Source organism: Parendozoicomonas sp. Alg238-R29, assembly GCF_947331445.1.
Classification (GTDB): Bacteria; Pseudomonadota; Gammaproteobacteria; order Pseudomonadales; family Endozoicomonadaceae; genus Sansalvadorimonas.
Genome location: NZ_CAMZOG010000027.1, coordinates 17043 through 42906, shown reverse-complemented (window position 1 = coordinate 42906; position 25864 = coordinate 17043). Strand labels below are relative to the sequence as shown.

Below are 25864 nucleotides of genomic sequence, written 5' to 3'. Positions count from 1 at the left end.
AAGTCTGATACATCAGGTGCGAAAACATACAGGGGATACCCTTATGAATCAATGTCATAGATTTTGTGGTTTTTCCGAAGTTTTGGTGTGATGAACAGGCAATTGTGTCGGATGATGTTGGAGTAACAGAGTGATGAGGATTAGAATACCGGGCTGGTCATTGCCTACATAATTTACGGCATATTAATACTGAGGCATTCGATGAGCGTTCGCGAAATTACTCACCCTCTCATTCAGCACAAACTGGGTTTGATGCGTGAAAAAGATATCAGCACTAAAGGGTTTCGTACTCTGGCCAGTGAAGTCGGAACCCTGCTGACTTATGAAGCCACCAAAGATCTGGGGCTTGAAGATACTGTGATTGAGGGCTGGAATGGTGACATTACTGTTCAGCGCCTGAAAGGTAAAAAAATTACAGTTGTTCCCATCCTGCGTGCCGGTCTGGGTATGCTTGATGGTGTGGTAGAGCTAATCCCAAGTGCTCGTATCAGTGTCGTTGGCCTGTACCGGGATGAAGAAACCCTGGAGCCTGTGCCTTATTTTGAAAAACTGTGTAAGCAAATCGACGAGCGTATGGCTCTGGTGGTAGATCCAATGCTGGCTACTGGCGGTACTATGGTTGCTTCTATCGATATGTTGAAAAAAGCAGGCTGCCAGAATATCCGCGTACTGGTTCTTGTTGCTGCACCAGAAGGTATCAAGAAGGTTCAGGAAGCCCACCCTGATGTAGAAATCTTCACCGCTTCAGTTGATGATTGTTTGAACGAGGACGGTTACATACTGCCTGGTCTTGGCGATGCCGGTGACAAGATTTTTGGCACCAAGTAAACCTTTTTTGCCGGTTACAGCTCTGTAACCGGCATCTCCTGATTCTGTTGCTAGACTGTGTGCCCCCGGGCTATGAGCCCTGAATACGGATTTCTTCCGATGGCATCAGAAACGGACAGTCCCTACCAACATAATCCCTACAAAAAAAGTCGCCTGAAAATTGCAATTGCCGGTGGGCAGATGCTTTTTGTTGCCTTTGGTGCCCTGGTACTGGTTCCTATTCTTACCGGCATAGATCCTAATGTGGCTATGTTCACGGCAGGTGTTGGTACGCTGATTTTTCAGGTTGTCACCCGTTGGCAGATTCCTATCTTCCTTGGTTCATCCTTTGCTTTTATCGCTCCTATTCTTTACAGCGTAGAGATCTGGGGTATGCCTGCGACTCTTGGGGCTGTTGCTGTTGCCGGTATGTTTTATCTGTTTCTTAGTCTCATGGTCAAGTTGAGAGGAAGCGGTTTTCTGTATCGCTTTTTTCCGCCGGTTGTTGTTGGCCCTGTCATTATGGTGATTGGCTTAAGTCTTGCTCATGTTGCCGTAAATATGGCTATGGGCAAGACCGGGGATGGTGCTGTACAGATTTATGAGCCAACAAAGGCGATAATAGTTGCTGCGGTTTCCTTGGGAACAACCATGCTATTTGCTGTTTTTGGCAATGGCTGGTTTCGGCTGGTAACAGTACTTGGCGGCGTTATATGCGGTTTGTGCATGGCAGCCTTTCTGGATATCACCGACTTTTCCGGTGTTACCACGGCGGCGTGGTTTTCTGCTCCCTCATTTGTGGCACCAGAATGGAACTTCAATGCCATTCTGTTTATGGTGCCGGTGGCTGTGGCCCCGGCTATTGAACATCTCGGAGATATTCTGGCGATAAGCTCGGTTGTGGGTAAGGATTATGTAGAAAAACCTGGTTTGCACAGAACTCTTATGGGGGACGGGCTGGCAACGTCTTTTGCCGCACTTGTTGGTGGGCCTCCCAATACCACTTATTCGGAAGTTACGGGCGCTATTATGTTAACCAAGATAGTGAACCCGCAGGCAATGACATGGGCCGCCGGCTTTGCCATTGCACTGGCTTTTCTGGGTAAGCTGGGAGCTGTACTTGGTTCTATTCCCGGGCCGGTGATGGGAGGGATTATGGTTCTTCTCTTTGGCTCTATTGCCGCTGTTGGCCTCAATACCATTGTTAAAGCACGGGTGAATATTGCGGCTCCCCGTAATCTTGTGATTGTTGCGCTGGCACTGGTTTTTGGGCTGGGAGAGCTAAAGCTGGGAACGGATATGTTTGCCCTGCAAGGAGTCAGCCTTGCCGCTATCACAGCGGCACTGTTGAATTTTGTCTTGCCGGAAGACTGTCATCAGGACAAAAATCATTACCCTTGACGCGCCATGCCTGAAGGGAGCCGTTGCCAATTAGAACTATCGTCTGGAAGTTCCGCCTGAGGTAGAAGGTTAGACACCCATAGCCACCGATGTTGGTAATTGCAGGCGTCTCCAATAATTGGTCATGCTCAGTATGTCTGACCAGTGCCACCTGGCTGGCAACAGGGATTCGCCGTTCTTGGCTGCCCCCAAACCTATAAAACCTCCAGCCAGCATGCCGCCGCCAATGATCGTCGCGATGGCCAGAGATGGTATGGCAAACGGAAGAATCGAGCCAAAGGTTGCCAGTGCACAACTGGCTAGTACAGCTGTTGCGCCCGCATAAATGCTGACACTGGCGACATAGTAACCAAGGATTTTGGCTTCGCCCCAAGTTTTCATAACATTACTCCAGCGCCCTTTGGATTCAGGTGCTGGTGTTAAGCTGGTATCTCTGCCATTTTCGATATGCGCTTCAGGGTAATCGACTTTAGATACCGCCGTTTTATGGTTTTCAAATCGAGCGTTGGAAAACCACTTGTTGGCTGCGTGCATACCCTTTTTTGTACTGCGACCCGATTCCAGCTGTGGTTTTACCAACTCATAGGGGCGACCATTTTGGTGATAAACAGGCTTGGAGTGTCCTCTTCTGCGGGATGTTTTACGCTCATGAATGTGAGCCTCATCGCTGCTGTACCCGATGGAGTCATAACCGCTCGAGTTGCTATAGGACTGATAGCCAGAAGCATTTGATCTTTTCATCCTGCTTTCAGGCGAGTGAAATCGTCTGGTTTTACTTTTGCGTTTACGGTTTCTGGAACGTGAACGAGGCACCCTCCGATGATCTTCACCAAGTGCAGAGCCGGTGGGCTTTTGACGCGAGTAAGTTTCAGTTTTGGTCATCATTGTCTGCCTCCTTATTCTCTGTTAGTTAGTGAAGTATCCGGCGGATTGCTTCATTCTTGCCGGATGTAGTTTCGATGAATGAGTCCAGGCCGCTGATATGCAACAGGTCCAGAATTGGCTGGCTTACATGACAGAGAACCAGTCTTCCTCTGCCTCTCATATATCTGACCAAATCAGATAGTATGGCCAAGCCATCGCTGTTCATTGAGATAAGTCCCCTGCAGTCGAGAATAATGCGGGAGTGCCCATCTTCTACCAGAGTGTCGATGGTATTCTGCAGGCGGTCAGCATTAGTGGCTCGAATGTTTCCATCCAGAGCAATGATTGCCAGCTCCTGATATTCTTCGAGTGTTAATTCTAATGCCATGGGAACCTCCTGTTCCGATACATCTGTTTCCAGTCACGAGCTCAAGGTATCGATTTAGTTCCCGGCGGTCTGTTAGACAAAAGGCTGTAAAACGGAGGGAGTAAGACTTTGGTATTAAGGGGGACGTGTTTGCTGCAGGAGATAAAAATGAAGGAGCCATGAGGCTCCTTCATTGGGTGGTTGGCGGTATTACCTGATTAGCTCAGGTTCACAATATCGCCATTCCTATCAATATCAATCTTCATATACCCTGGCAGAGAACCCAGACCAGGCATTGTCATGATTGTGCCACACAGGGCATAAACAAAGCCGGCACCCGCCGAAAGTCGTACTTCACGGATAGGCACTTCAAAGCCAGTAGGTTCGCCTTTCAGGCTGGGGTCGTGAGAAACAGACAGTTGGGTCTTTGCCATGCACACAGGCAGGTTTCCATAGCCTTTCTCTTCCAGCAGGGCGATTTGCGCTTTAGCTTCATCACTGATAACGGCTTTGCTGCCGCCGTAGCCTTTGGTTACCAAGTCATTCAGCTTGGTAGATATGTTGTCTTCAACATTGTACAGATAGTTGAAGTAAGGCCTTTTCTCGTTGCAAACACGATCAATCTCGTTAGCAACAGCCATGCAGCCCTCACCACCGTGAACAAAGCCTTCACTGATAGCCACACCTTCGGCACCCAGCTCTTTGGCTTTTATCATCATCCAGTCAAGTTCTTCCTGAGTGTCATCAGGGAAACGGTTGATGGTGACAACGCAAGGCAGGCCGTACTTCTTCACATTATTGATATGAAAGCGCAGGTTGCTGATGCCTTTTTCCAGTGCTGGCAGATTTGGATCAATCATGCCGCGATCCAGATCTCGCCCTGCGACGACCTTGAAGTCACCGGAGTGAGATTTCAGACCACGCAGTGAGCAAACCAGAGCCACAACATCAGGAGCCTTGCCACCGGCACGGGCTTTAATGTTGCAGTATTTTTCAAAGCCCATATCGGAACCAAATCCGGCTTCGGTCACAACATAATCTGCCAGTTTCAGAGCGATCTGATCAGAAACAATGGAAGAGTTACCGTGGGCGATGTTGGCGAATGGACCCGCGTGTACAAAGCTTGCGCCGCCTTCCAGATTCTGCATCAAGGTTGGTTTGATAGCTTCTTTCATGATTGCAGTCATAGAGCCGGCTACCTGCAGGTCTTCTGCGGTAACAGGTTCGCCATCATGGCTGTAAGCCATAATCACTTTACCAAAGCGCTCGCGCATATCCTGCAAACTGGTAGCCAGGGCGAGAATTGCCATCAGTTCAGAACCAACGGTGATATCAAAGCCTTCGGAGCGAGGAACACCGTTCATGTTCTTTGGTGTGCCTGGAGTCTGCTCACCTATAGTAATTTGACGGAGTGCACGGTCGTTGTGATCAACAACACGACGCCAGGTGATGCGTGCAGGGTCGATACGCAGAGCTTTCATGCCAGTACGCTTTTCAAAAGCTTCGTAGCCTTCGCGCTCTTCGTGGAATACACGGGTATCCAGTGCGGCAGAACCCAGGTTGTGGGCGCTGGAGATGGCGTGGATATCACCGGTCAGATGCAGGTTAAAGTCTTCCATGGGAACAACCTGAGCGTAACCGCCACCGGCTGCACCACCTTTAATACCAAATACTGGCCCCATGCTGGGCTGGCGAATACAGCTGATGGCATTCTTGCCAATAGTATTCAGGCCCATGGTAATACCAATGGTATTAACGGTTTTACCTTCACCAAAAGGAGTTGGAGTGGTTGCAGTTACCAGAACCATGCGACCATCTGGCTTATCTTTCAGTTCTTCGAAAGAATCAAGACTGACTTTTGCTTTGAAATGGCCGTAAGGTTCAACATGTTCTTGTTTTAAACCGAGCTTGTCTGCCAGCTCGGTAATACGCATTAGGTTCGCGTCCCTGGAAATTTCAATATCCGACTTCACTTAGCGGTCCCCCAGTTGAATCTCACAAGAGTGCCATAAGCTGTCTCTCATGAGAGCAGTTGTATGTTTTAGCCCTGGATGTGTGGAGAATGCCTGAGTCGGAGGTTATAAAAACTGATTTGAATCAATGATTAGGAAAAACCGCCTTCCATGCCTATTCGCAATTTTGCAGTGGTAAATCTCTGTTCGTTGTGGATTTTGCGGAATCTGGCAGGTCTTGAGACTCATTATTCCATGTCTGATTTTTCCAGTGATACCTGACTAGATATATCAGTATGCTGGTTATTGCCGGTTGAATCGAAAAGGAATGTGAAAACGATGTACGCAGTGATTTTCAAAGCAGAAATCAAGAATGGTTGCACATAAGAATATCTTCGTCTGGGTGCAAAGTTGAGAGAACAAGCAGGCTATTACTCATTGGAAAAGGGTATGGAACATATGCCTGGTCAGGCTAAGAGTTTGAAAATAGCTGGCAAGCTTGTGTACAAGTAGGTCTGACAGGGTGGTTATCAGAACTGAGAATAGGGGCGTAATTTGAAAACTGTGGTGTCTGTAATGTTTTAGAGGGTTTTAAAGATAAAAGATAAGGGTGGGAATGATTATGGAAAGGCTTCAAGTACCAACAACACATTTATTGTGCAGAGATGATCTTTCTCAGGAAAAGCAGGCAGTGCTTCAGGAGTTACAGAAGGCTGTTGCATCTAAGAATCGAACCGTTTCGGGGCTTGATCTAGCTTTAAGTACCGAGATTAGGAAAAGACTTTCTATTAAGGGGGCGGATGTTTCATCCGCGCTTTCAGGGTTACCTAGGTCTCGACTTCGCAGCGGGGCAGTGAGTACCGGTCATTCCTTAACCCGATCAGCTGTTTATTTGCCTGCGTTAGGAAAAAGCGCCCAAGGGAAGGATAAAACGTCTGAAACCGATATTAAAGTGCCGTTCTTGATGCATCGCCCCTTATACGTATTTGAAAAAGACTGCACCGGAATTATGCAGTCGGTGAGCGATGGGCCGGTCTGTGGAACAGGCTTTTTAACAGAGTTTTTGCCGCAGGTTTTCCGGATATTGGTGTGCGAGTGTCAGTCGTGTGCAAGAGGTGAACAAACGACTCAAGAACTTCAGAATATGCTTAATCAATTTCAGTTGGCTATTGCTAAATGCATTCCCCATAAAAAATCCAAGAGCAGGCATATGCCGGATGAAGCTGATGCCAAAACCGACGGTCATAGACTTATGGTGGAGATGAAAGGTGGACTGGCCACTCGGCTGTATATTTTGAATTCTATTCTTGGATCGGACTATAAAGGAGATCCTGCGAATGTGGTTTCAGAAATCCCGGGGACTGTGTTTGCCCTTTGGATACCAGCGATATCAGCGGCAGTTGTGAAGAAGGTGAAACCGCTAGTAAGAGAAGAAGAAAAGGAAACATTGATAGCTCTTGCTGATTGTGCAGAACGACTTGGCAAGGTAGCCGCGATCGTGAAAGGGCGTCCTGATGGTTTACCTGTCTGTGTTGAACTTTATAAAAAATACTTAGCCATGGTTGATAAACTAGAGATGTTTTGTCCTAAAGGGCAACGTGATCTTGCAGGGTATGTTGTGGAAATAGGAAAGGGGAATGTTATTCACACTCCGGCTGTTGTTGATGCTAAAGCATTTCAGGATCTTACAGAAATGAGTAGGAGGTTCGAGCGGGTTTTGATAATCCTTGACTCATGTCCGCACAGGGAATCAGGTAATCCCTGCGGTCAGAAAATAGTTGATGTGGCCAATTTACTACTTGAATCTGGAGCCTGGAGTGAAGAGTGTGTGTCAAGGTTTGAAGAACTTGTTACTGCAACGAAAGGTTTGCCCCCTACCACCGGAGCAGCCTTGCCAGTAGCCAGCGCTGGGGAATTTGATTCAACCGGGTATGTTGCTTTGGCATCAAAATTTGCCCTGATCGAACCATGCCAGAAAAACTTTGCCACTCTTGAGACTGAGATCAAAAAGAATATAGAAGCCAGTAGGAGACCTCCAACTCTGGTAATAACAGATAGTGACGACTTGTTTTCAGAAAGCTGATTAAAGCTTTACAAGTAAGCGTCTTGACTTCGAGTTAGTGAATACTCAATAGCCCATAAACCTTCTCAGGGCCGCCTATACAGATAACACTGCTCCAACCCCAGTGCAGCATAAACCTGATCAATTTCACCCATAAAGCGATTCATCGTTCACAAGCTGGGATTGTCAGGGTGATCAGAATGCAGGAAGCCAAACTGGCTGGAGAGATAAACTTCGATTTCGTGGGGCGTCAGCTTTTCTGCAAGACACTCATGGGTACAGCCTGAGCCACTGTACAGGGTGAGAACTTTGATAGAACTTGCACCAACGTTCTGTATTCAGGCTTTTTATCCGTTATCGAGAGTGGTGTAGCGAACACCTGGTAAATCCGCTTTGGGTTTGTTGGTAACCATTATTATTGATCCCCACTGATTCGCTGGTAATCAGCTTGGATGGTGAAGGAAAGGCTGCGGGAAAACTCTTTCAGGGGAAGATACAGCTTGCAGAGATCTTGTTTTCCTATAAAGATAGACTGATTAGTCGGTTTGTTTGGGCGAGCAGTTATGTCAAAGCGAGATCAGATACTAGAAGCATCCCTGAAGTTATTCATGGAGAATGGTTTTGAGAAGACTCCTACATCAGCTATTTCCAAAGCTGCCGGGGTTGCTACAGGAACACTTTTCCATCATTTCAAAACCAAGGAGGACTTGATCAGCGCCCTCTATTTTGAGATTAAGATGGAAATGCGCAACCTTCTCATGGGCAACCTGAAAGAAGGGAGTTCATTGAAGGAACAAATTTTGTCTATGTTCGCAGTGATGATTGACTGGGCCCTGGAGAGTCAGGATAAATTCCTCTTTCTTGCCCAGTTCGGGGAATCTGCGTTTATTACTTCCAGTACCCGGGAACGTATTGATGAAGCCTTTGGTGGCGGACTCAATATCCTTGGAGAAGGCGTTTCCTCAGGTGTTTTCCATCAACTGCCTGTAGAGCTACTCAGTCGGCAGCTGGCTGCTCAGTTGTTCACCAGTGCCGGGTATGTTCTGGATAATCCTGATTGCTGGCAAGACCAGAACTTCAGAACTGCACTTCTACAGTATTTCTGGAACAGCATCGCAAAAAAATAAAAAAATTTTAGCAAGTTATAGACTGATTAGTCGGTCATCGGGTTGGTAACTATGAATAAAAAGAAAATATCGATTTGGCTGTTTGCAGGAGTTTTTATGGTTGGATGTGCAAAGTTTACGGGCTTCTCTGGCAGAGAAAACGACCGCTTTGAACAGTCACCTCAGTTTTCACAAGAGGCGGGCAAGTTTCGTAACCAGGTATCTACCAACCAATTCAGTTTCGGAAAACTATGGGGAGCCACAAGGGAGGTTCTCTTTAACAAACACCCGGAAACTACTCCTGCAGATGGTGTTGCTATCCAACCGTTAAACATTTCTGCGTTTGAGGTGAGTGAAAATCAAAGCCCCCGTTTTGCCAGGTTAGGGCACTCAACTCTTCTTATTCAGTTGGGAGGTAAGAACTGGCTGACAGATCCGGTGTTCAGCAAGCGTGCGTCTCCAGTCCAGTGGGCTGGCCCAAAACGTTTTCATGAAGTGCCTGTTGATATCGAACAGTTGCCGGATATTGAAGGGGTGCTTATTTCCCATAATCACTATGACCACCTGGATTACGGAAGTATTCAAATTCTTAAGGATTCTGTGAATCACTTTATCGTTCCACTGGGTATTAGGAGCCAGTTGCGAGAGTGGGGTGTTGATGAGAGTAAAATCATTGAACTGGACTGGTGGCAGACAAAACAGTTTGGCGATATCGAGTTGGTATCCACTCCCGCACAGCATTTCTCGGGTCGAGGATTACTGGATTCAGATAAAACTCTCTGGAGCTCCTGGGTTATTAGAACGAAAGATCACTCGCTCTACTTTAGTGGTGACACTGGCTACTTTGCTGGTTTCAAAGAGATTGGTGAACGCTATGGACCTTTTGATTACGCATTTATGGAATGTGGTGCGTACAATCGCCTGTGGCGTGATATTCACATGATGCCAGAAGACACTTTGCAAGCGTTCAAAGATGTGCAGGGTAAAGTGTTAGTTCCTATTCATAACGGTACATTCGATCTATCAAATCATGCCTGGTTTGACCCTATGGAAAGAATTACGGCTCTGGCGCAGCAGGAAAATATTCAGACCCTGCTGCCTGTTATTGGGGAAACCATTTCTTATTCCCAAACATTAAATAGGCCAATGGAAAGTTGGTGGAAGAGAAATTCAGCCCAGTAGTAAAAATCATTATTTCTAATAATTATTCAGGAGATATTTCCATGACTCATTCCGTTTGCCAGAACAGCTGGACCAGCGACAGTATTCAGGATTTATCAGGAAAGGTTGTTATTGTTACCGGTTCCAGTAGTGGTATCGGGTTAGAAACAGCGCGTGTTATTGCTGAGAAAAATGCTGAGGTTATTGTCGCTGTTCGTAATCCAGAGAAAGGGGCGGCAGCAGTAAAGCGTATTAAAGACGAAAACCCTGGGGCAAAGGTCAAGCTGTTGCTTCTTGATCTGGCGGATCTGTCTTCGGTGCGTATGTTCGCAGAAGAGTTTAAATCACTGTATCAGCGGTTGGACATTCTCATTAATAATGCAGGGGTAATGACACCTCCTTACAGCAAAACCGCTGATGGTTTTGAGTTACAGATGGGCACCAATCATTTAGGGCATTTTGCTCTGTCTGGGCTGCTAATGGACTTACTGATTAAAACCGAAAACAGCCGCTTAATTGTGGTGAGCAGTATTGCCCATAATTTTGGCAACATTGATTTTGATGATCTGGCTTGGGAAATACGTTCCTATAATCCGATGAACTCTTATGGGGATAGCAAACTGGCCAATCTTTATTTCATGAGTGAGCTTGTTCGTCGCCTGAAAGATCGGCCTGGTGCCCCTTTGGTTGCAGGTGCGCATCCTGGTTGGACAGAGACTGAGTTGCAGCGAACCAATGCTTCAAGGCACTTCAATAAAATGTTTGCGATGAAGCCTTGGAAAGGAGCGTTGCCAACATTACGAGCCGCCTGCGATGCAGATGTGCACAATGATGACTTCTATGGGCCAAAAGGTCTTACCCAGCTGAACGGTTTTCCGGTAAAAGTGAAACGCAACAAGAGAGCACAAGATCATAGTATTGCTGCAAACATGTGGGATGTTTCGGAAAAACTGACGGAAGTGAAGTTTTTCGGTTGAACCTGTCAGGGTTGCAAGGAAGGAATGTTTGGAGAGTCAGCAGGATCTGACTTTCCAAACATTTCGCGCATAAGTTATCCCAGTTTCTTCTTCAGCAACTGGTTAACCATGCCAGGGTTGGCTTTACCCTTAGACGCTTTCATGGTTTGGCCAACAAAGAATCCAACCATCTTGCCACGCTTGGCTTCATCAGCAGCTTTGTACTGTTCAACCTGCGCAGGATTATTGGCCAGAACTTCATCGATAATGGCTTCAATTGCGCCGGTGTCAGTTACCTGTTTCAGACCTTTCTTTTCTATGATTTCATCAGCGGTTGACCCTTCACCTTTCCACAAGGCTTCGAACACCTGCTTGGCGATCTTGCCGGAAATAGTGTTGTCCTTAATGCGGGCAATCAAGCCACCAAGAACCTCTGCAGACACTGGGGAATCTTTGATTTCCAGATCATTCTGGTTCAGGGTTTTTGCCAATTCACCCATGACCCAGTTAGCAGCCAGCTTGGCGTCACCACCAGCTTTCGCTGACGCTTCAAAGTAATTGGCTGTTGTGACTTCACCAGAGAGAACTTCCGCATCGTAATCCCCAAGGCCCAGATCGCTGATAAAGCGTGCCTTACGGGCTTCCGGCATTTCCGGCATGTCTGCACGCAGCTTCTCTAGACGACTGTCTTCTATCACAACGGGCAGAAGATCAGGGCAAGGGAAGTAACGATAGTCGTTCGCCTCTTCTTTGCTACGCATGGAACGAGCCACATCAGTATCACCGTTATAGAGGCGGGTTTCCTGAATAACTGTGCCACCGTCTTCTATGAGTTCGATCTGGCGCTCAATCTCTTTATTGATAGCCCGTTCCATAAACTTGAAAGAGTTCAGGTTTTTGGTTTCGGTACGGGTGCCAAGCTCCTCCTGCCCCATGGGGCGAACGGAGACGTTTACGTCGAAACGCATGGAACCCTGAGCCATTTCCCCATCACAGATACCGAGAGTGGTCACAATGGCGTGTAGCTTGCGGGCAAAGGCAACGGCCTGTTTGGCGTTGCGCATATCGGGTTCCGTTACGATTTCTATCAGCGGCGTGCCAGCACGGTTCAGGTCGATACCACTCATGCCGTGAAAGTCTTCGTGCAGGCTTTTACCAGCATCTTCTTCCAGATGGGCGTGGTGGATGCGTACCCGGTGTAGAGTGCCATCTTCTTGAGGGATATCTACATGGCCTGCGCCAACAATTGGCTTTTCCAGTTGTGTGGTCTGGTAGCCTTTTGGCAGGTCTGGGTAGAAGTAGTTTTTACGCTCAAACACGTTAATCTTATTGATTTCAGCATCAATGCCCAGACCAAATTTAAGCGCCATATTAATAGCTTCGTCGTTGACCACTGGCAGAGTGCCGGGTAAGCCAAGATCAACGGCACAAGCCTGGGTGTTGGCTTCAGCGCCAAAGGCTGTTGAAGCTCCGGAGAAAATTTTGGTTTTGGTTGCGAGCTGTACATGAATTTCCAGCCCGATCACGGCTTCCCATTGCATCGTTATACTCCCCTTAAATCGCTTCAGGCTTTTGTTGATGCCAGTCGGTCACCAGTTGGAACTGGTGACCGACATTCAGCAGACGTGCTTCTTCAAAGTGAGGAGCAATTATCTGTAGACCCACGGGGAGGCCATCTACCATACCCGCAGGAACGCTCATGCCAGGCAGGCCTGCAAGGTTGGTGGAGATGGTGAAGATATCACCCAGGTACATGGCAACAGGATCATCAGCCTTTGAACCAATGGGGAAAGCTGGAGTAGGAGCCGTTGGCCCCATAATAACATCCACGTCTTCAAAGGCTTTCAGGAAGTCATCCCGGATCATGCGACGCAGTTTCTGTGCCTTGGCATAGTAAGCATCATAGTAACCGGCTGACAGAGCGTAAGCGCCTACCATGATTCGGTTTTTTACCTCGCTGCCAAACCCTTCGCCACGGCTGCGCTTGTAGAGATCTTCCAGGTCGGTTGGATCTTCACAGCGGTGGCCAAAGCGAACACCGTCAAAGCGAGACAGGTTGGCGGAAGCTTCAGCGGGGGCAATCACGTAGTAAGCTGCTACACAGTGGTGAGTTTGTGGCAGGCTGATTTCCTTAACTGTTGCCCCCAGCTTTTTGTACTCTGCTATAGCGTCACGAACAACCTGTTCAACCCGGCTGTCCAAACCTTCGGCAAAGTACTCTTTTGGCAGGCCAATGCGCAGACCTTTCAGTGGCTCGTTCAGTGTTGCGGTGTAATCCGGTACTGCACGATCCATGCAGGTGGAATCTTTGGGATCAAAGCCAGCCATAATATTCAGCATCATGGCGGCATCTTCAGCGCTGCGCGCCATTGGGCCGGCCTGGTCCAGACTGGAGGCAAAGGCGATCATGCCCCAGCGGGATACGCGACCATAAGTTGGCTTCAGGCCGGTAATGCCACACATACTGGCAGGCTGGCGGATAGAGCCACCAGTATCAGTACCGGTAGCGGCAGCGGCTAAGCGAGCGGCAACAGCTGTGGCAGAACCACCGGAAGAACCGCCTGGAATCATGTCACGATTCCAAGGGTTTTTAACCGGGCCATAAAAGCTGTTTTCATTAGAGCCGCCCATGGCAAACTCGTCCATGTTCAGCTTGCCCAGATTGACCGTACCAGCCGCTTTAAAGTTGGCTGTTACTGTGGACTCGTAAGGGGCAATAAAGTTATCCAGCATTTTAGAACCGCAGCTGGTTTTAATGCCTTCTGTGCAGAAGATATCTTTATGGGCCAGAGGAATACCGGTTAGCGGAGTAGCCTGACCTGCGACTATTCTCTCGTCTGCGGCTTTGGCCTGTTCCAGTGCCAGATCAGGGCACACGGTAATAAAGGCATTCAGGTCATTATCAAAGGTATTGATACGATCGAGATAACTTTGTGTCAGTTCAACACTGGACACTTCACCGGCTTTCAGCGACCGGGAAAGCTCTGCAAGGCTTTTTTCGTACACGCTTGTGTTTGGCATAGTGTGTAATCTGTGAGTCAGTATGGCGGCAGGACGGATGTGGGTAGAGCCGGTAAAAGCTGTTACTCAATCACTTTGGGAACGAGGAACAGGCCATCTTCAGTGGCTGGTGCATTGTTCTGCAGCTTTTCGCGCTGATTAGATTCAGTAACTTCGTCTGCTCTTAGCCGCTGTACCGCATCAAGGGGATGGGCAAGTGGATCAATGCCATTAGTGTCGACAGCCTGCATTTCATCAATCAGGCCCATAATGGCCGTGATTTGTTCGGTTGTCTGTCTGACCTCATCCTCGCTGATAGACAGCCGGGCAAGGTGAGCGACGCTCTCTACGGTGGAGCGGTCGATCGCCATGAAATGTTCTCCGCTGGAATGAACGCAATTAACACTCTTTCTGTGATGAGTGTCGGGTTATGCACAGCTTGCGCTGCAATTTTTTAGTGAATCGGCCTAATTTAGGGGGTTGTCTCCATAATCTCAAGGTTCTTTTGCTAGGGTATGCAAGAGAGGTTCAGCAAACAGAATGTCAAGATGACGGAGATGTGCGTCTTGCCGGGGGTGCAGACGATTGTTAGAGTTGGCAGATTATGCCGAAAATCTACGATATGTTTCCTTTTTGCTTATTTGCTGGGCAAGTTTTACAGGAACACGGCAAAACAATTTGCGTGACTGTGTGAAAGGCTTTACGCAGTTACAGTACAGAAGCAGGCAGCCTTATTTGCATGTGGTTGTTTACTGTACAAAGTTAAAATGGGCGCAAACCTTTTGTTTGCACAAGCCATCCTGGGCGCAGGTGTCGTAAAATACCCGCAGCAGGACCCACTTATTGAGAATGCCCTCCGCAGGGGCCACAGGACACTATGTTAAAGAGATTGCGCGGACTGTTCTCAACAGACTTATCCATTGACCTGGGAACAGCTAACACCCTCGTCTATGTGCGTGATAAAGGGATCGTACTGGATGAACCTTCAGTGGTTGCTATCCGGAATCTGGGAACCCAGAAGAGCGTGGTAGCTGTCGGTATGGACGCAAAGCGTATGCTGGGGCGTACCCCTGGCAGCATTACTGCCATTCGCCCCATGAAAGATGGCGTGATCGCGGACTTCGACGTGTGTGAAAAAATGCTGCAGCACTTCATTAACAAGGTGCACGAAAACAGCTTTATCCAGCCAAGCCCACGGGTTCTGGTTTGTGTACCCTGCAAGTCTACGAAAGTTGAGCGGCGCGCAATCCGGGAATCTGTGCTGGGCGCTGGTGCTCGTGAGGTTTACCTGATTGAAGAGCCTATGGCTGCGGCTATTGGTGCTGGCCTGCCAGTTGAAGAAGCCAGTGGCTCCATGGTTGTTGACGTGGGTGGTGGTACGACAGAGATCGCCATTATCTCCCTGAGCGGTGTTGTTTACTCTGAATCTGTTCGTATCGGTGGTGATCGTTTCGACGAAGCCATTGTAACTTATGTTCGTCGTAACTATGGCAGCTTGATCGGTGAATCGACCGCTGAGCGTATTAAACAGGAAATCGCCATTGCTTACCCAATGGGCGAAGTTCGCGAGATTGATGTTCGTGGCCGTAACCTGGCAGAAGGTGTGCCCCGCAGCTTTACCCTGAACAGCAATGAAGTTCTGGAAGCTTTGCAAGACAGCCTGAACTCCATCGTTCAGTCAGTGAAGAGCGCTCTGGAACAGTCTCCGCCGGAGCTGGCTTCCGATATCGCCGAGCGTGGCGTGGTTCTGACTGGCGGTGGCGCGCTGATGCGTGGTCTGGATACTCTGATCAGCGAAGAAACCGGTTTGCCGGTTATTGTTGCTGAAGAGCCTCTCACCTGTGTAGCTCGTGGTGGTGGCCGTGCGCTGGAGATGATGGATCGTCATCGTATGGATCTGCTGTCTACAGAATAACCTTGCCCCTCAGGCCAGTGACTTTTTGCTGGCCTGAGCGTTTTATCTTCCACCGCTTTCAATTACCACTTTGAGGAATATTCAGAAATTCCTTGAGGGTATCTAATACCAGTTTCCTGTCTCCCATGATTGGCTGCAACATTTCCAGATAAATATCATGGTTGCTGACTGTCGCAACAAGATGACCCTTACAGGAGTTAGAAGAACTCTTTTCAGGAGGCAATGGGCTAGGCGTCGGTGTACTGGAGTTTGAAGGTGGTCTGACTGGCATAACACACTCCCTGTGATCTATAGCTGAGTATAGATCTCTGTCCATAAGATGTAATGGATGTCTTTTTACAGAAACTTATAGAAATTATAAGGGTCTAGCTGTGAGTAAATACTGACTTTTGGCTGGCGACTTGCTTAACCACAAAAGCCAGCATTCTGTTACAAAACACTGCTACAACCGTGGAGTAATAGTTATTACAGTGAACTGACAGACCAGAAACTGCGATTTAACAAAGCTGGCTGTAAATAGAGAAAGGGGATTACGATGGAATCACTGAAAACGTTACAGGAAATTGCCGGCACCGCCGATCCAATGTTTGGTGCAGCTCTCATTACCGAAGATGGTTCAGAGTTGCCTATCACCACTGAAATGATTGACGAATGTATCAACCAGATTGTTTGCAGCGATGATTCTCCCTTGTATCACTGATACAGCTAAAAGTTTCCAACTGGCAGGAGTGCGAAACGTCCCCGCCTCCTGCCAGTACTTTATTCCTCGCTTATGGATTTTATTTTGAACAGATCCATAAGAATGCAGGCGACAAGCGCCGTACCTGCAAATCCTGCCAGAAATATCATCGGCATAGTGGCATAGCCGAGAATATTCCAGATCAACCATTCTAAAGAGCTCATTGTGTCACCGTGTTTTCCTGAGGTGTCCAGGGTTCAACATCACTCATATCAGGCAGTCTGTGGGCTATGCCTTTGTGGCAATCGATACACGTTGCCTGACCATTGGCGAGAGCCGTACTGTGCATATAGGCAGCACGTTTAGACTGTACGGAGTAATCCATATACTCAAAATTATGGCAGTTCCGACACTCTCTTGAATCATTGCTTTTCATCCTTGCCCACTCTCGTTCAGCCATAGAGTGACGGTGCTCGAGAAACTTCTCCCGGGTATCAATTTTGCCTGTGATCTTGCCCCAGACTTCTTTACTGGCCTGTACCTTACGGATAATTTTATAAGTCCACTCATGGGGAACATGGCAATCCGGGCAGGTCGCACGGACACCAGAACGGTTACTGTAATGGATGGTGGGCTTGATTTCCTGAAACACGTTATCACGCATTTCATGACAACTTGTGCAGAAGGCTTCGGTGTTACTGGCCTCCATTAAAGTGTTAAAACCACCCCAGAAAATAACCCCCGCCATAAAGCCAAAAGCCAGAACAACCCACAGAGCCAGTGCTACTGGATAGGTTAATTTATTCCAGTAGCGGAGACACCATGCTGGAATAAGATGCTTGATCTTCATGGTTTCAGGCTCTCAACAGGATCAAACAGATTTTTGATCAGAGGAGGTGCGTTCTTTTGGGGGACATGACACTGGGTGCAGTTGTAGCGACTGGGTGAAACATCAGACAAAAGGTTTCCGTCCCTGTCCCGGAAGTGAGAAAAACCAATTGGAGTGGCCTTGAACTTGTGGGCATTATCAAGGCTGTGGCAGGCAAGACAGGCATTATTGTTGGCTGATATCTCATAGCCCCGTATTGCATGGGGAATCAATGGTGGTTGCCCAATATAGTTGGGTAAAAATTTCCCGGCTTCTTTGGGGAAATCCTTCAGCCGAGGGGGCGTTTTGTCATCCAAAAGCGGAGTTTCTCCACGCAGTGATTCGGGGCCACTTGATAAAGATTGGTCGGTAGCGATAACTGCCGTTATGGCTACCGATGAGCAAAGCACAGCGGCTGCAACTGTTCTGGCTATGGGTTTGCTGAACATAACTACGCCCTCTCAACTTTAACGGGGCACTTTTTAAAATCCGTCTGTTTGGATAATGGATCAGTGGCATCCAGAATCAGTTTGTTAGCCAGCTCTGAGGCATCAAAGAAAGGTATAAAGGTTATCCCCCGGGGCATACGGTTGCGTCCGCGTGTTTCTACCCGGGTGAGAATGTCACCTCGTGGAGAGCTGACTTTGACCTCACTTCCCCTTCGTAAACCCCGCTCTCGGGCATCATCCGGATTCATAAACAAAATGGCATCAGGAAAGGCTTTGAACAGTTCTGGAACTCGTTGGGTTATGCTGCCTGAATGCCAGTGTTCAAGAACCCTGCCAGTACAGAGCCACAGGTCATATTCTTTTCCCGGTACTTCAGGTGGTGGCTCATAAGGCAAAGCAAACATCCAGGCTTTTCCATCTTTCTTTCCGTAGAAGCTGACTTCCTCGCCGGCTTTTACATAGGGGTCGTACCCTTCTCTGTAGCGCCACAGGGTTTCCTTGCCGTTGACAACAGGCCAACGCAATCCACGAACTTTGTGATACATATCGAAAGGCGCCAGATCGTGACCATGACCTCTACCAAACATTGCATATTCTTCAAACAACCCTTTCTGCACATAGAAACCAAAGTGTTTGGATTCCATGTTCTCTTTATCTGGGTTTGTTTCACTTAAAGGGAACTTGTTCACCTGCCCGTTGGCGTATAGAACATCGAACAAGGTTTTTCCTTTATATTCCGGGTTACGAAGTAGTAACTCTGAAGGCCAGACTTCATCGGTTTTAAAGCGTTTAGAAAACTCCATTAACTGCCAGAGGTCACTGCGAGAGTCACCGGGTGGATTCACCTGTTGGTACCAGAATTGGGTACGCCGCTCAGCATTACCGTAGGCGCCTTCTTTCTCAACCCACATGGCTGTGGGCAAAATAAGGTCGGCTGCCGTGGTGGTTACAGTGGGGTAGGGGTCAGACACCACAATAAAGTTTTTTGGGTTTCGGTAACCGGGCAGAGTTTCCTGCTCCAGATTGGGAGCCGTCTGCATATTGTTGTTACACATAACCCAATAAGAATTTATTTTGCTGTCTTTGAGCATACGGTCCTGCAGTACAGCGTGATAACCGGGTTTACCGGGAATCGTTCCTGAGGGCAGCTTCCAGATTTTCTCTGCTGTTCTTCGATGCTCAGGATTCATCACCACCAGATCGGCAGGCAGGCGATGTGAAAAAGTGCCGACTTCTCTGGCGGTGCCACAGGCTGAAGGCTGGCCGGTTAATGAGAATGGGCCACAGCCTGGCTTGGATATCTTTCCGGTTAGCAGGTGGATGTTGTAGATAATATTGTTCATCCATACACCGCGGGTGTGCTGGTTGACACCCATGGTCCAGAGAGACATAACTTTAGAATCCGGATTCGAGTAATACTCTGCCAGTTCCAGTAACCCCCGGGTGCTGACCCCAGACATTTTGGATACTTTATCCAGAGTGTATTCACTGACAAACTTGGCGAACTGGTCGAAAGTGATTGGTTTTGAAGCGCCGCTGTCCGGATTTTTAGCTTTCTTTTGCAGAGGATTTTCTGGCCGCAGCCCATAGCCGATATCTGGGGTGCCCATTCGGAAATGAGTGTGTTTATCTATAAAGACTTTGTTCACACGGCCCGTAGTAATAATGTGATTACAGATAAAGTTACCGATAGCCAGATCGGTTTGAGGTTCAAAAATCAGGGTGTGGTGAGCAAGGTCGCAGGAACGGTGCTCATAGGTGGAAAGCACCGCTATACGGACATGGTCGTGAGCAAGAGTGCGTGCTGCAACGCGGCTCCAGAGAACCGGGTGCATTTCCGCCATATTTGAGCCCCAGAGCACGAATACATCAGCATTCTCAAAGTCGTCATAGCAACCCATAGGTTCGTCCATGCCAAAGGTGCGCATGAAACCACCCACAGCAGAAGCCATACAGTGTCGTGCATTTGGGTCGATATTGTTGGAGCGAAATCCAGCCTTCATCAGTTTGGAAGCTGCGTAACCTTCCCACACAGTCCACTGTCCTGAACCAAACATTCCAATCCCCGTAGGGCCGATATCCCTGAGAGCTTTTCGAAATTGCTTCTCCATTTCATCAAAGGCCTGTTCCCAGGATACCGGAGTAAACTCGCCCTCTTTGTGATACTTGCCATCCTTCATCCGCAATAAGGGTGTTTGTAAACGATCTTCTCCGTACATGACTTTGGGGAGAAAGTATCCCTTAATACAATTCAGGCCACGATTAACTGGCGATTCGGGATCTGCCTGTGATGCGACCATTCGACCATTCTGAGTGCCTACAAGAACACTGCATCCGGTACCGCAGAAACGGCACGGAGCCTTATCCCAGCGGAGTTTTCCATCACCTTTGTCTGAGGCAATTAGTTCTTCTGAGGCAGCAGCAGGAAGTGACAGCCCTGCAGCACTTGCCGCTGCAACAGCAGCGGAGTTTCGAATAAATTCACGGCGACTTTGCATGGTGAACGCTCTGGTTGAACTGTTGATAACCTTTACAAGCAATGACGAAATTATTCGCAGTGGGAGTACGCCAGTGACACATCGACAACACCGCCAATAGCGCGAATAGAGTCCATATGATGATGTACCGGAATCGTTGACTCGGTCTGGTTTTCGATAGTGACAGCCATACGACCACGGGCATCGCTAGCGTGGATTAGCAGTCCGGGAATAGTATTAAGCTGCTGGCGTACATCGGTGGTTTGTTCCGGTTTTGAAAGAACCACAAGTCCGCAGATATCTATTGGCTGTTCTGCAGTCGCATTCATAGTTGTACTCAGGCCATTCGGTTTTTCTTTGCTTCATTCCGTATGGTGATTGCCTTGACAGGGCAATTACTCACACAGGCTCCACATCCGGTGCAGCTATCACTGTTAACTGTCGGTGTGGAAATACCATGAGCAGAGTAGTTCAAATTTATGGAGCGTGACTCACATTCGTCAGCACATCGGCTGCAGGTAATGTTTTGCAGTGAAAGACAGTTGTCTTGTATGTGTGCTGTAAGTAGCCAGGGAGGTTGATCTGGTGTGTTTTTGTGAAGTGCACCGGTTTCGCATTCATTAATGCACTTTTCGCAGAATGTGCACTCTCCGTTTTCAAAGTTGATTTCAGGAAAGCCGCCATCCCCAGAACCGATAATGTTTTCCGGGCAAATGTTTATGCATTTGTTGCAACGGGTGCAGGACTCCAGAAACCTTTTTTCGGGCTGTGCCCAGGGCGGGTAGAAAGGGGTTTGTCTATCCCGATCTGTATCGGAGGAGTGCAACCTGCCAAAAAGCAGGTTGCGTTTGTTTCTATCAATCATCAGAGCTTAGCCAGCAGGCTTTACTCCCTTGTCTGCTTTCGCCTGCTCTGGTGGGTAGTTATTGATGCTACAGGGAATATTAAAATCTGTGCTCATCATCTGACAGGCTTTCTCAGCAATGGCGTAGTGAGCTTCAGCGCTGGGGTGAACGCTGTCTGCAAAGAAAGGCATCGTTTCATCGGAATCGTAAATTCTTGCGCCTAGAATATTCCAGGTATCATCAAAGGCTCGGTTCTGTTTCAGCTCCTGAATGACAAAGTTCTCAGGTTCTTTCTTTGCAGTTTGGGTTGTGGCCAGATCGGTGCCCGGAACGGCTATATCAAGGATTGGGTTGGTGATATCCCATTTTTTTTCGGCTTGCAGCTCCTTGAACATTTTGTTGCCATCAATGGTCATCACCTGATAGCTGTTGCTGCCATGAAACTCTTCACGCAACAGGTTGAGACGCATAAGAAGGCTGGTGTTGTAACGTTGTACCAGGTCGGAGATAAACAGGGCTTCTTTGTTTTTGGGTTCTGAACGGTTGGGGTGATAGCGAGGTGTGTCAGAAATATCTGGCAGCAGAACAACGGCAACTCGCTGTGCTCCGGCAGAAAGAATATGCCACACATTCCGGGCATGCTCTTGTGCTACATCATCAGGATCCGACCATTTGTTGAGGAAGTCATTGGCACTATTGAAGAAAACCACGAGGGTGTCTGGTTCGATAATGGAGTCACCCGGGTTCGGCGTGTGGCCATTGTCTTTCTCAAAGATATTTCTGCGCTCGTTCAGGTAGGACTGTATGACCAGAGATTCACAAGGAGGAATCAGGCTGCCCTGAAACAACATGGTGGTATTTGAAACCAAGCCGTCTGTCAGATCGTCCAGAACACCCATGGCTTCAACCTTGTCGGCTGCACATAGCGTCCAGCTGCCTGCCATGGCCCGATTATCCAGTTTTACCTGATGATCTTTGTTAGACATCATTTTGTAGAGGTATTCCACCCACACCTGATCCATCTCTTCACCGGTGGTCCATTTTCCGGTTACGTAATATTCAGGGGCAGGAACCAGAGGAATGGCATCAGCAAACCTGCTGGTGATATTGATCAGCTGATCGTTGCCAAAATCCAGCACAACTCCAGTCATATCTTTTTCTATCAGGTTGGTCAGGTAGTGGAACTGCCGATTCAGGGAGTCAAAGGCCTTGTAGGAGAGAGAGGAGGGATCAAGACCTTTCTGACGTTTCTGAACCCATTCGGTAATGCGCTCCACGCGTTTCAGCACGTTTTCATCAAAATGATCTTCAGCTTTGTCCAGATATTTCAGGGTCAGGTTGAGAGCTGTGCCCAGAGACTTCACCACGCTGGCCCGAACATTGTTCATAACCCGGCCAGTAAAGCCTTTCTCCTGACCCTCTTTGCGAATCTCTTTCGCCACCAGGTCAAAGTTGGCTTTGATATTATCAATGGTCGCACGGCGTCCAATAATCTGGTCAAGATTCGTGGGACGTGTGATTGTTCCGTCCGGAAGTGCTGCCGTCTCTCCCCGCAGTGTACGGAGCAGGTTGTAGGTAGAGTGGGCGGTTTCCGGAGGGCGGAAAGAGTCTCCGTTGCTGTCACTCAAACTATCTCCAAAAACAACCAGTTTTGCTGGCTGCCAGAGATCCGGTTTCGTGGTAACCGGTGACCCGATATCCTGACTGAAGGCAAAGGACGAAAATGATAATACCACTGTCGTCAAAACAGGTTTCGTGAAAGTCTGGGCTAATATGTTTCGGTGCATTGCTGCAGAACCTCCCGGAATGATCAGGAAGGTTTAGCACAAGGTTTGGTTTTATGTTTTCCAAGGCTTAAATGTGGGAAGTAACGGTTCTTATAGACCAATGTCAGGGAACCTTCTGGCCAGAAGTTTGTCCAACCTGTTATCAGATCTAACTGATAAGCTTTGGGGGAGCCAAAATGCGAATAGCTTATAAATCCAGAGAAGGTTTTGGTACAGATGGTTTTTCGCAATCAGGCATCAAAAAAGGCCCTGATATTCCCCTTATAGAACCTGCCACTTTTCAAGGCCATGCGTGCGCTCCTGAGAAAGAAGTTTACAAGTACACTGGAGACACTCACTCTTTTGAGGAATTCCGTGGTCATGTTCTGTCTCAGGGTAGGCACAATCATAAAGTATTTATTGGGAAAAAGGGCTGCTATAGAAACCATAAGGATTATTTTGTCCTATCCCGGCATGTCAATGGCCATCAGTATGTATGCGCTGTTTCAAAAGAAACGTTCCGAGCTCGAGGAAATGCTTATCTACGCCGTCAGGGTAAGCTGCTGGTGGAGAAAATGGATGGCCAGCGCAGTGCTCTACCCCGCAGGAAAAAGAAACCGATACTGTCAAAGCGAATGATTCGAAAGGAAGCAACCCGCAAACAGGATGATGTGCTTTTGACAAAACCCGCACTGGGAGAAGAGAGTTCACCCACCCGTGCAGAGTTTAAGGGTTTCTGTGAACGTAAACAGGAAGTTTATACCAGAGATATTTGGCTAAATGGCACGTATTGCAGGGTTTTGGTAAACCGTAGGATGAAACCATTTGTTCCGATGAAAAGTGGTGAAGTTATTAGTGTTGAACCTGTAATGCTTTATCAAACTGCATACCTTGACGCTGCAATTAAACTTTATGAAGAAATGTGCAGAGATAATCTTGCACCTCTGGCGCCAGCTGAGAGGGCAAAAGTAAGTGCCGGAAAGAATTTATTCCGAAGCAAAATCGGCTACTTTGAGAAACTACTGAGGAAGCAGTAGCCAGTTCTTGTGTTATACCTAACCGGTTGCAGAGTGCGTTCCAGGGCTGGCTCATATGCAGCAGTCTGGATCTCATCTGTATAGGGTGCTTTATCCAAGAACTCAGATAACCGTTACAACTCAGATAGCCGTTACGCCGTTACATTGGTGCCCCATCCTGTATTTTCTTTGGCAGCTCTGCTGGGTCACTCCCTGCCGGTCGCAACAGCCACACAGAAGTACTGAACTTTACCAGTCATATCTCCTCTCTCAGATTTTTCCTGACGAACGGGTATGTCACTGTTCCACTGGATCTGGTGATGATTGTTGGACTTATTGCTTACATTCGGCAACCGCTCAAGCTTCACATAGGTGTGGGTCAGCTTGCTGGAGGTTTTCCCATGGTGGTTTAAGAGGGGCGAAGCCACGTTGATTATATCTGCCAAGTTGCTCTGGGAGAGTTCTGCCTGATCCGGAGTCACGCTTAGATAATTCTTGCCGATAATTCCTCGAAAGGGTCGAAGAGAGTCACACTATGCCATCCCATCAGGAGCTGTTTGAGGATCTGATCGCTGCATTATCAAGCAGTATCGGGCAGGAACTGCCCATAGAAGATGGAATATGCGCCATTGAGAATCAGATAGGTGAAGTGGTTATTAATATCGAGTTGCCAGAATCCAGCGAGCAGCTTCTGCTTCATCGAATGCTGGCCCCCGTGCCTGCCCAGCCCGATGTACGCGAAGCCCGCGCTCTGCAATTACTGTCATTGAACAGCCATCAGATGCAGATGTCCGGACACTGGTTTTGCATTGACCCTGACGGCCAGGCTATCCACCTGATGACAAGCCGTCCCATCAAAGATCTTGAGGTGGGTGAGTTTGAGAAGATGGCTGAAAACTTTATTGCAATGGGATCAGATTTGTCAGAAATTCTTCAGGGTGAAGAGATCGAACTGATCAATTCTGATGCCATCCCCAATGAGGGGATCGCACCATGAACATCGGGGGGAGCGGGTTATCTCCTATTGATCCCTCAAAAGGGCAGTCCTCCCTTCCTGAAGCAGGCAGGTCGAGTACGGGAGAATCAACCAGACCAGGGGGAGCTGGTGGGCGGCTACGTGATCGTAACCTTCATCCATCCAAGCAAAGAAATCATAGGATTCGCCAGCAAGTCAGCCGAATGCTGGGCAGAAGAGGTGCCATTTCAAGCGGTGGTGCCGCAAGCCTGCGTCCATCCTCTCCTGTTCCTGCCAGCTATAAAAAAGAAGTCCCGCCACCTACAGAAACAACTGATAAGGTTCAGTTACATGTCTCTTCTCAACTGGCAGCTCTTCCATACCATCAGGATATCAGTCGTGTGAAAGATGCTGCCAGCAGTAAGCTGGAGCCTGGAGCTGATTTCTCACGTTTGGGTAACTGGGATATTGACAAGGACTTAAGCTCGAAACTGGCAGAGTCTGGAGATTATAAGCTGCGTGAAGATACCGGTCTGATCAGTGATAAAAAAACAGGCCTTGTTGCAATGGTTGTAAAAAACCCTGAAACAAAGGAAATTCGCCTGATCTTTGGAGGCACCACTTCTGGAACCAAACAAGGTGGCCTGAATAAGAGAATGGTACTGAATGGTGGTTCAACTCTTAAGCAGTGGGGAGCCAATATTAAGAATGCTATTTTTGGAAAAACTCCTCACAGCTACCGTCAGGCAAAAGCACTGACCGATGAACTTTTGCGCTTAACAGACACTAAAAGCTCTGGTTATGAAGATTATTCAGTTGTTCTTTCTGGACATTCAAAAGGGGCTGGCGAAGCAACTTATGCGGCTTTAAACAGAGCACAGCCACTCAAGGCTGAATGTTTTTGCAGTGCTCAATTGGGAAGTGGCATGCAAAATGAACTTCCAGAAAGCTCAAAAACAGATGCCGACAAGTACGTTTCTCATTACAACATCAAAGGTGATGTTGTGCCAAAGCTGGGCAATATGCGCAATGGCCTTGGGCATATTGGGAATGTGACAACCTTCTCTGCCGAGCATGCCTGGAACAGCCCGGTTCAACGTCATGACCGTTTTGATCTTCATATAGGTCATTATGCTAACAAGCCGATTGAAGCTCACTAAAAATCATAATCAGAATTTTGAGCAGTCGTACTCTTGCCGGATGAGCCAGCGCTTTTGC

Annotated in this window: 25 protein-coding genes; 11 read left to right on the top strand and 14 right to left on the bottom strand. The window is 48.0% G+C overall.

Annotation, left to right across the window (positions count from 1 at the left end; genetic code table 11):
• Positions 1-201: 201 nt before the first annotated feature.
• The gene (gene upp, locus QMA35_RS08985) at positions 202-828 is read left to right on the top strand and encodes a uracil phosphoribosyltransferase (RefSeq protein ID WP_281646810.1); all 627 of its coding nucleotides are present in this window, start codon (positions 202-204) and stop codon (positions 826-828) included.
• Positions 829-927: 99 nt separating this feature from the next.
• Positions 928-2208 carry a uracil-xanthine permease family protein gene (locus tag QMA35_RS08980; protein ID WP_281646809.1) on the top strand — a complete coding sequence of 427 codons (1281 nt, stop codon included), beginning with the start codon at positions 928-930 and terminating at the stop codon, positions 2206-2208.
• A 69-nt stretch (positions 2209-2277) separates the two neighbouring features.
• Here QMA35_RS08980 and QMA35_RS08975 read toward each other — a convergent pair whose 3' ends face one another.
• The 3 genes from QMA35_RS08975 to QMA35_RS08965 form a co-directional block, all read right to left on the bottom strand.
• Positions 2278-3093 carry a hypothetical protein gene (locus QMA35_RS08975; RefSeq protein WP_281646808.1) on the bottom strand — a complete coding sequence of 272 codons (816 nt, stop codon included), beginning with the start codon at positions 3091-3093 and terminating at the stop codon, positions 2278-2280.
• Between the two features lie 25 nt (positions 3094-3118).
• Complete coding sequence (locus QMA35_RS08970) at positions 3119-3460, bottom strand: STAS domain-containing protein (protein WP_281646807.1); 342 nt, start codon at positions 3458-3460, stop codon at positions 3119-3121.
• Between the two features lie 197 nt (positions 3461-3657).
• A complete protein-coding gene (locus QMA35_RS08965) occupies positions 3658-5412 on the bottom strand; it encodes a formate--tetrahydrofolate ligase (protein WP_281646806.1) in 1755 nt (584 codons plus the stop codon).
• Between the two features lie 601 nt (positions 5413-6013).
• On the opposite strand from QMA35_RS08965, the gene QMA35_RS08960 reads away from it, so the two are divergent.
• The 4 genes from QMA35_RS08960 to QMA35_RS08945 all read left to right on the top strand — a co-directional run bounded on the left by QMA35_RS08960 (position 6014) and on the right by QMA35_RS08945 (position 10697).
• Positions 6014-7474: a hypothetical protein gene (locus QMA35_RS08960; protein WP_281646805.1), complete on the top strand. Its 1461-nt coding sequence runs from the start codon at positions 6014-6016 to the stop codon at positions 7472-7474.
• Between the two features lie 542 nt (positions 7475-8016).
• A complete protein-coding gene (locus QMA35_RS08955; RefSeq protein WP_281646804.1) occupies positions 8017-8580 on the top strand; it encodes a TetR/AcrR family transcriptional regulator in 564 nt (187 codons plus the stop codon).
• 96 nt (positions 8581-8676) lie between these two features.
• Complete coding sequence (locus QMA35_RS08950; RefSeq protein ID WP_281646803.1) at positions 8677-9741, top strand: MBL fold metallo-hydrolase; 1065 nt, start codon at positions 8677-8679, stop codon at positions 9739-9741.
• A 41-nt stretch (positions 9742-9782) separates the two neighbouring features.
• A complete protein-coding gene (locus tag QMA35_RS08945; RefSeq protein ID WP_281646802.1) occupies positions 9783-10697 on the top strand; it encodes an oxidoreductase in 915 nt (304 codons plus the stop codon).
• A 74-nt stretch (positions 10698-10771) separates the two neighbouring features.
• Here QMA35_RS08945 and gatB read toward each other — a convergent pair whose 3' ends face one another.
• From gatB to gatC, 3 genes are all read right to left on the bottom strand, one after another.
• Entirely contained in the window at positions 10772-12217 is a 1446-nt protein-coding gene (gatB, locus tag QMA35_RS08940) for an Asp-tRNA(Asn)/Glu-tRNA(Gln) amidotransferase subunit GatB (RefSeq protein WP_281646801.1), read from the bottom strand.
• A 13-nt stretch (positions 12218-12230) separates the two neighbouring features.
• Positions 12231-13682 (bottom strand): Asp-tRNA(Asn)/Glu-tRNA(Gln) amidotransferase subunit GatA, encoded by a 1452-nt coding sequence (gatA, locus tag QMA35_RS08935; RefSeq protein WP_281646817.1) that lies wholly within the window; start codon positions 13680-13682, stop codon positions 12231-12233.
• Positions 13683-13759: 77 nt separating this feature from the next.
• Positions 13760-14047, bottom strand: a complete 288-nt coding sequence (gene gatC, locus QMA35_RS08930) for an Asp-tRNA(Asn)/Glu-tRNA(Gln) amidotransferase subunit GatC (RefSeq protein ID WP_281646800.1) — start codon at positions 14045-14047, stop codon at positions 13760-13762.
• A 506-nt stretch (positions 14048-14553) separates the two neighbouring features.
• Between gatC and QMA35_RS08925 the strand changes: the two genes are divergently transcribed.
• Positions 14554-15591 carry a rod shape-determining protein gene (locus tag QMA35_RS08925; protein ID WP_281646799.1) on the top strand — a complete coding sequence of 346 codons (1038 nt, stop codon included), beginning with the start codon at positions 14554-14556 and terminating at the stop codon, positions 15589-15591.
• A gap of 58 nt (positions 15592-15649) precedes the next feature.
• Here QMA35_RS08925 and QMA35_RS08920 read toward each other — a convergent pair whose 3' ends face one another.
• The gene (locus QMA35_RS08920; RefSeq protein ID WP_281646798.1) at positions 15650-15862 is read right to left on the bottom strand and encodes a hypothetical protein; all 213 of its coding nucleotides are present in this window, start codon (positions 15860-15862) and stop codon (positions 15650-15652) included.
• Positions 15863-16126: 264 nt separating this feature from the next.
• Here QMA35_RS08920 and QMA35_RS08915 point away from each other — a divergent pair, with 264 nt between their 5' ends.
• Positions 16127-16291 (top strand): hypothetical protein, encoded by a 165-nt coding sequence (locus QMA35_RS08915; RefSeq protein ID WP_281646797.1) that lies wholly within the window; start codon positions 16127-16129, stop codon positions 16289-16291.
• 59 nt (positions 16292-16350) lie between these two features.
• On the opposite strand, the gene QMA35_RS08910 is transcribed toward QMA35_RS08915, so the two are convergent.
• The 6 genes from QMA35_RS08910 to QMA35_RS08885 all read right to left on the bottom strand — a co-directional run bounded on the left by QMA35_RS08910 (position 16351) and on the right by QMA35_RS08885 (position 22696).
• On the bottom strand, positions 16351-16494 hold the full coding sequence (locus QMA35_RS08910; protein WP_281646796.1) for a TIGR02808 family protein: 144 nt from the start codon (positions 16492-16494) through the stop codon (positions 16351-16353).
• Complete coding sequence (locus QMA35_RS08905) at positions 16491-17120, bottom strand: NapC/NirT family cytochrome c (protein ID WP_281646795.1); 630 nt, start codon at positions 17118-17120, stop codon at positions 16491-16493. The genes QMA35_RS08910 and QMA35_RS08905 overlap by 4 nt, the downstream gene beginning before the upstream one ends.
• The gene (locus QMA35_RS08900) at positions 17117-17587 is read right to left on the bottom strand and encodes a nitrate reductase cytochrome c-type subunit (protein WP_281646794.1); all 471 of its coding nucleotides are present in this window, start codon (positions 17585-17587) and stop codon (positions 17117-17119) included. The genes QMA35_RS08905 and QMA35_RS08900 overlap by 4 nt, the downstream gene beginning before the upstream one ends.
• A 2-nt stretch (positions 17588-17589) precedes the next feature.
• Positions 17590-20085 carry a nitrate reductase catalytic subunit NapA gene (gene napA, locus QMA35_RS08895; RefSeq protein ID WP_281646793.1) on the bottom strand — a complete coding sequence of 832 codons (2496 nt, stop codon included), beginning with the start codon at positions 20083-20085 and terminating at the stop codon, positions 17590-17592.
• Between the two features lie 50 nt (positions 20086-20135).
• Positions 20136-20393, bottom strand: coding sequence for a chaperone NapD (locus QMA35_RS08890; RefSeq protein WP_281646792.1), 258 nt, complete (start codon positions 20391-20393; stop codon positions 20136-20138).
• Positions 20394-20935: 542 nt separating this feature from the next.
• Positions 20936-22696 carry an SGNH/GDSL hydrolase family protein gene (locus QMA35_RS08885; RefSeq protein ID WP_281646791.1) on the bottom strand — a complete coding sequence of 587 codons (1761 nt, stop codon included), beginning with the start codon at positions 22694-22696 and terminating at the stop codon, positions 20936-20938.
• A gap of 176 nt (positions 22697-22872) precedes the next feature.
• On the opposite strand from QMA35_RS08885, the gene QMA35_RS08880 reads away from it, so the two are divergent.
• Positions 22873-23712 (top strand): hypothetical protein, encoded by an 840-nt coding sequence (locus QMA35_RS08880; protein WP_281646790.1) that lies wholly within the window; start codon positions 22873-22875, stop codon positions 23710-23712.
• Positions 23713-23897: 185 nt separating this feature from the next.
• On the opposite strand, the gene QMA35_RS08875 is transcribed toward QMA35_RS08880, so the two are convergent.
• Entirely contained in the window at positions 23898-24173 is a 276-nt protein-coding gene (locus QMA35_RS08875) for a hypothetical protein (protein WP_281646789.1), read from the bottom strand.
• Between the two features lie 53 nt (positions 24174-24226).
• On the opposite strand from QMA35_RS08875, the gene QMA35_RS08870 reads away from it, so the two are divergent.
• Positions 24227-24688 carry a CesT family type III secretion system chaperone gene (locus QMA35_RS08870; protein ID WP_281646788.1) on the top strand — a complete coding sequence of 154 codons (462 nt, stop codon included), beginning with the start codon at positions 24227-24229 and terminating at the stop codon, positions 24686-24688.
• Between the two features lie 182 nt (positions 24689-24870).
• Positions 24871-25806: a lipase family protein gene (locus QMA35_RS08865; protein ID WP_281646787.1), complete on the top strand. Its 936-nt coding sequence runs from the start codon at positions 24871-24873 to the stop codon at positions 25804-25806.
• Positions 25807-25864 lie beyond the last annotated feature (58 nt).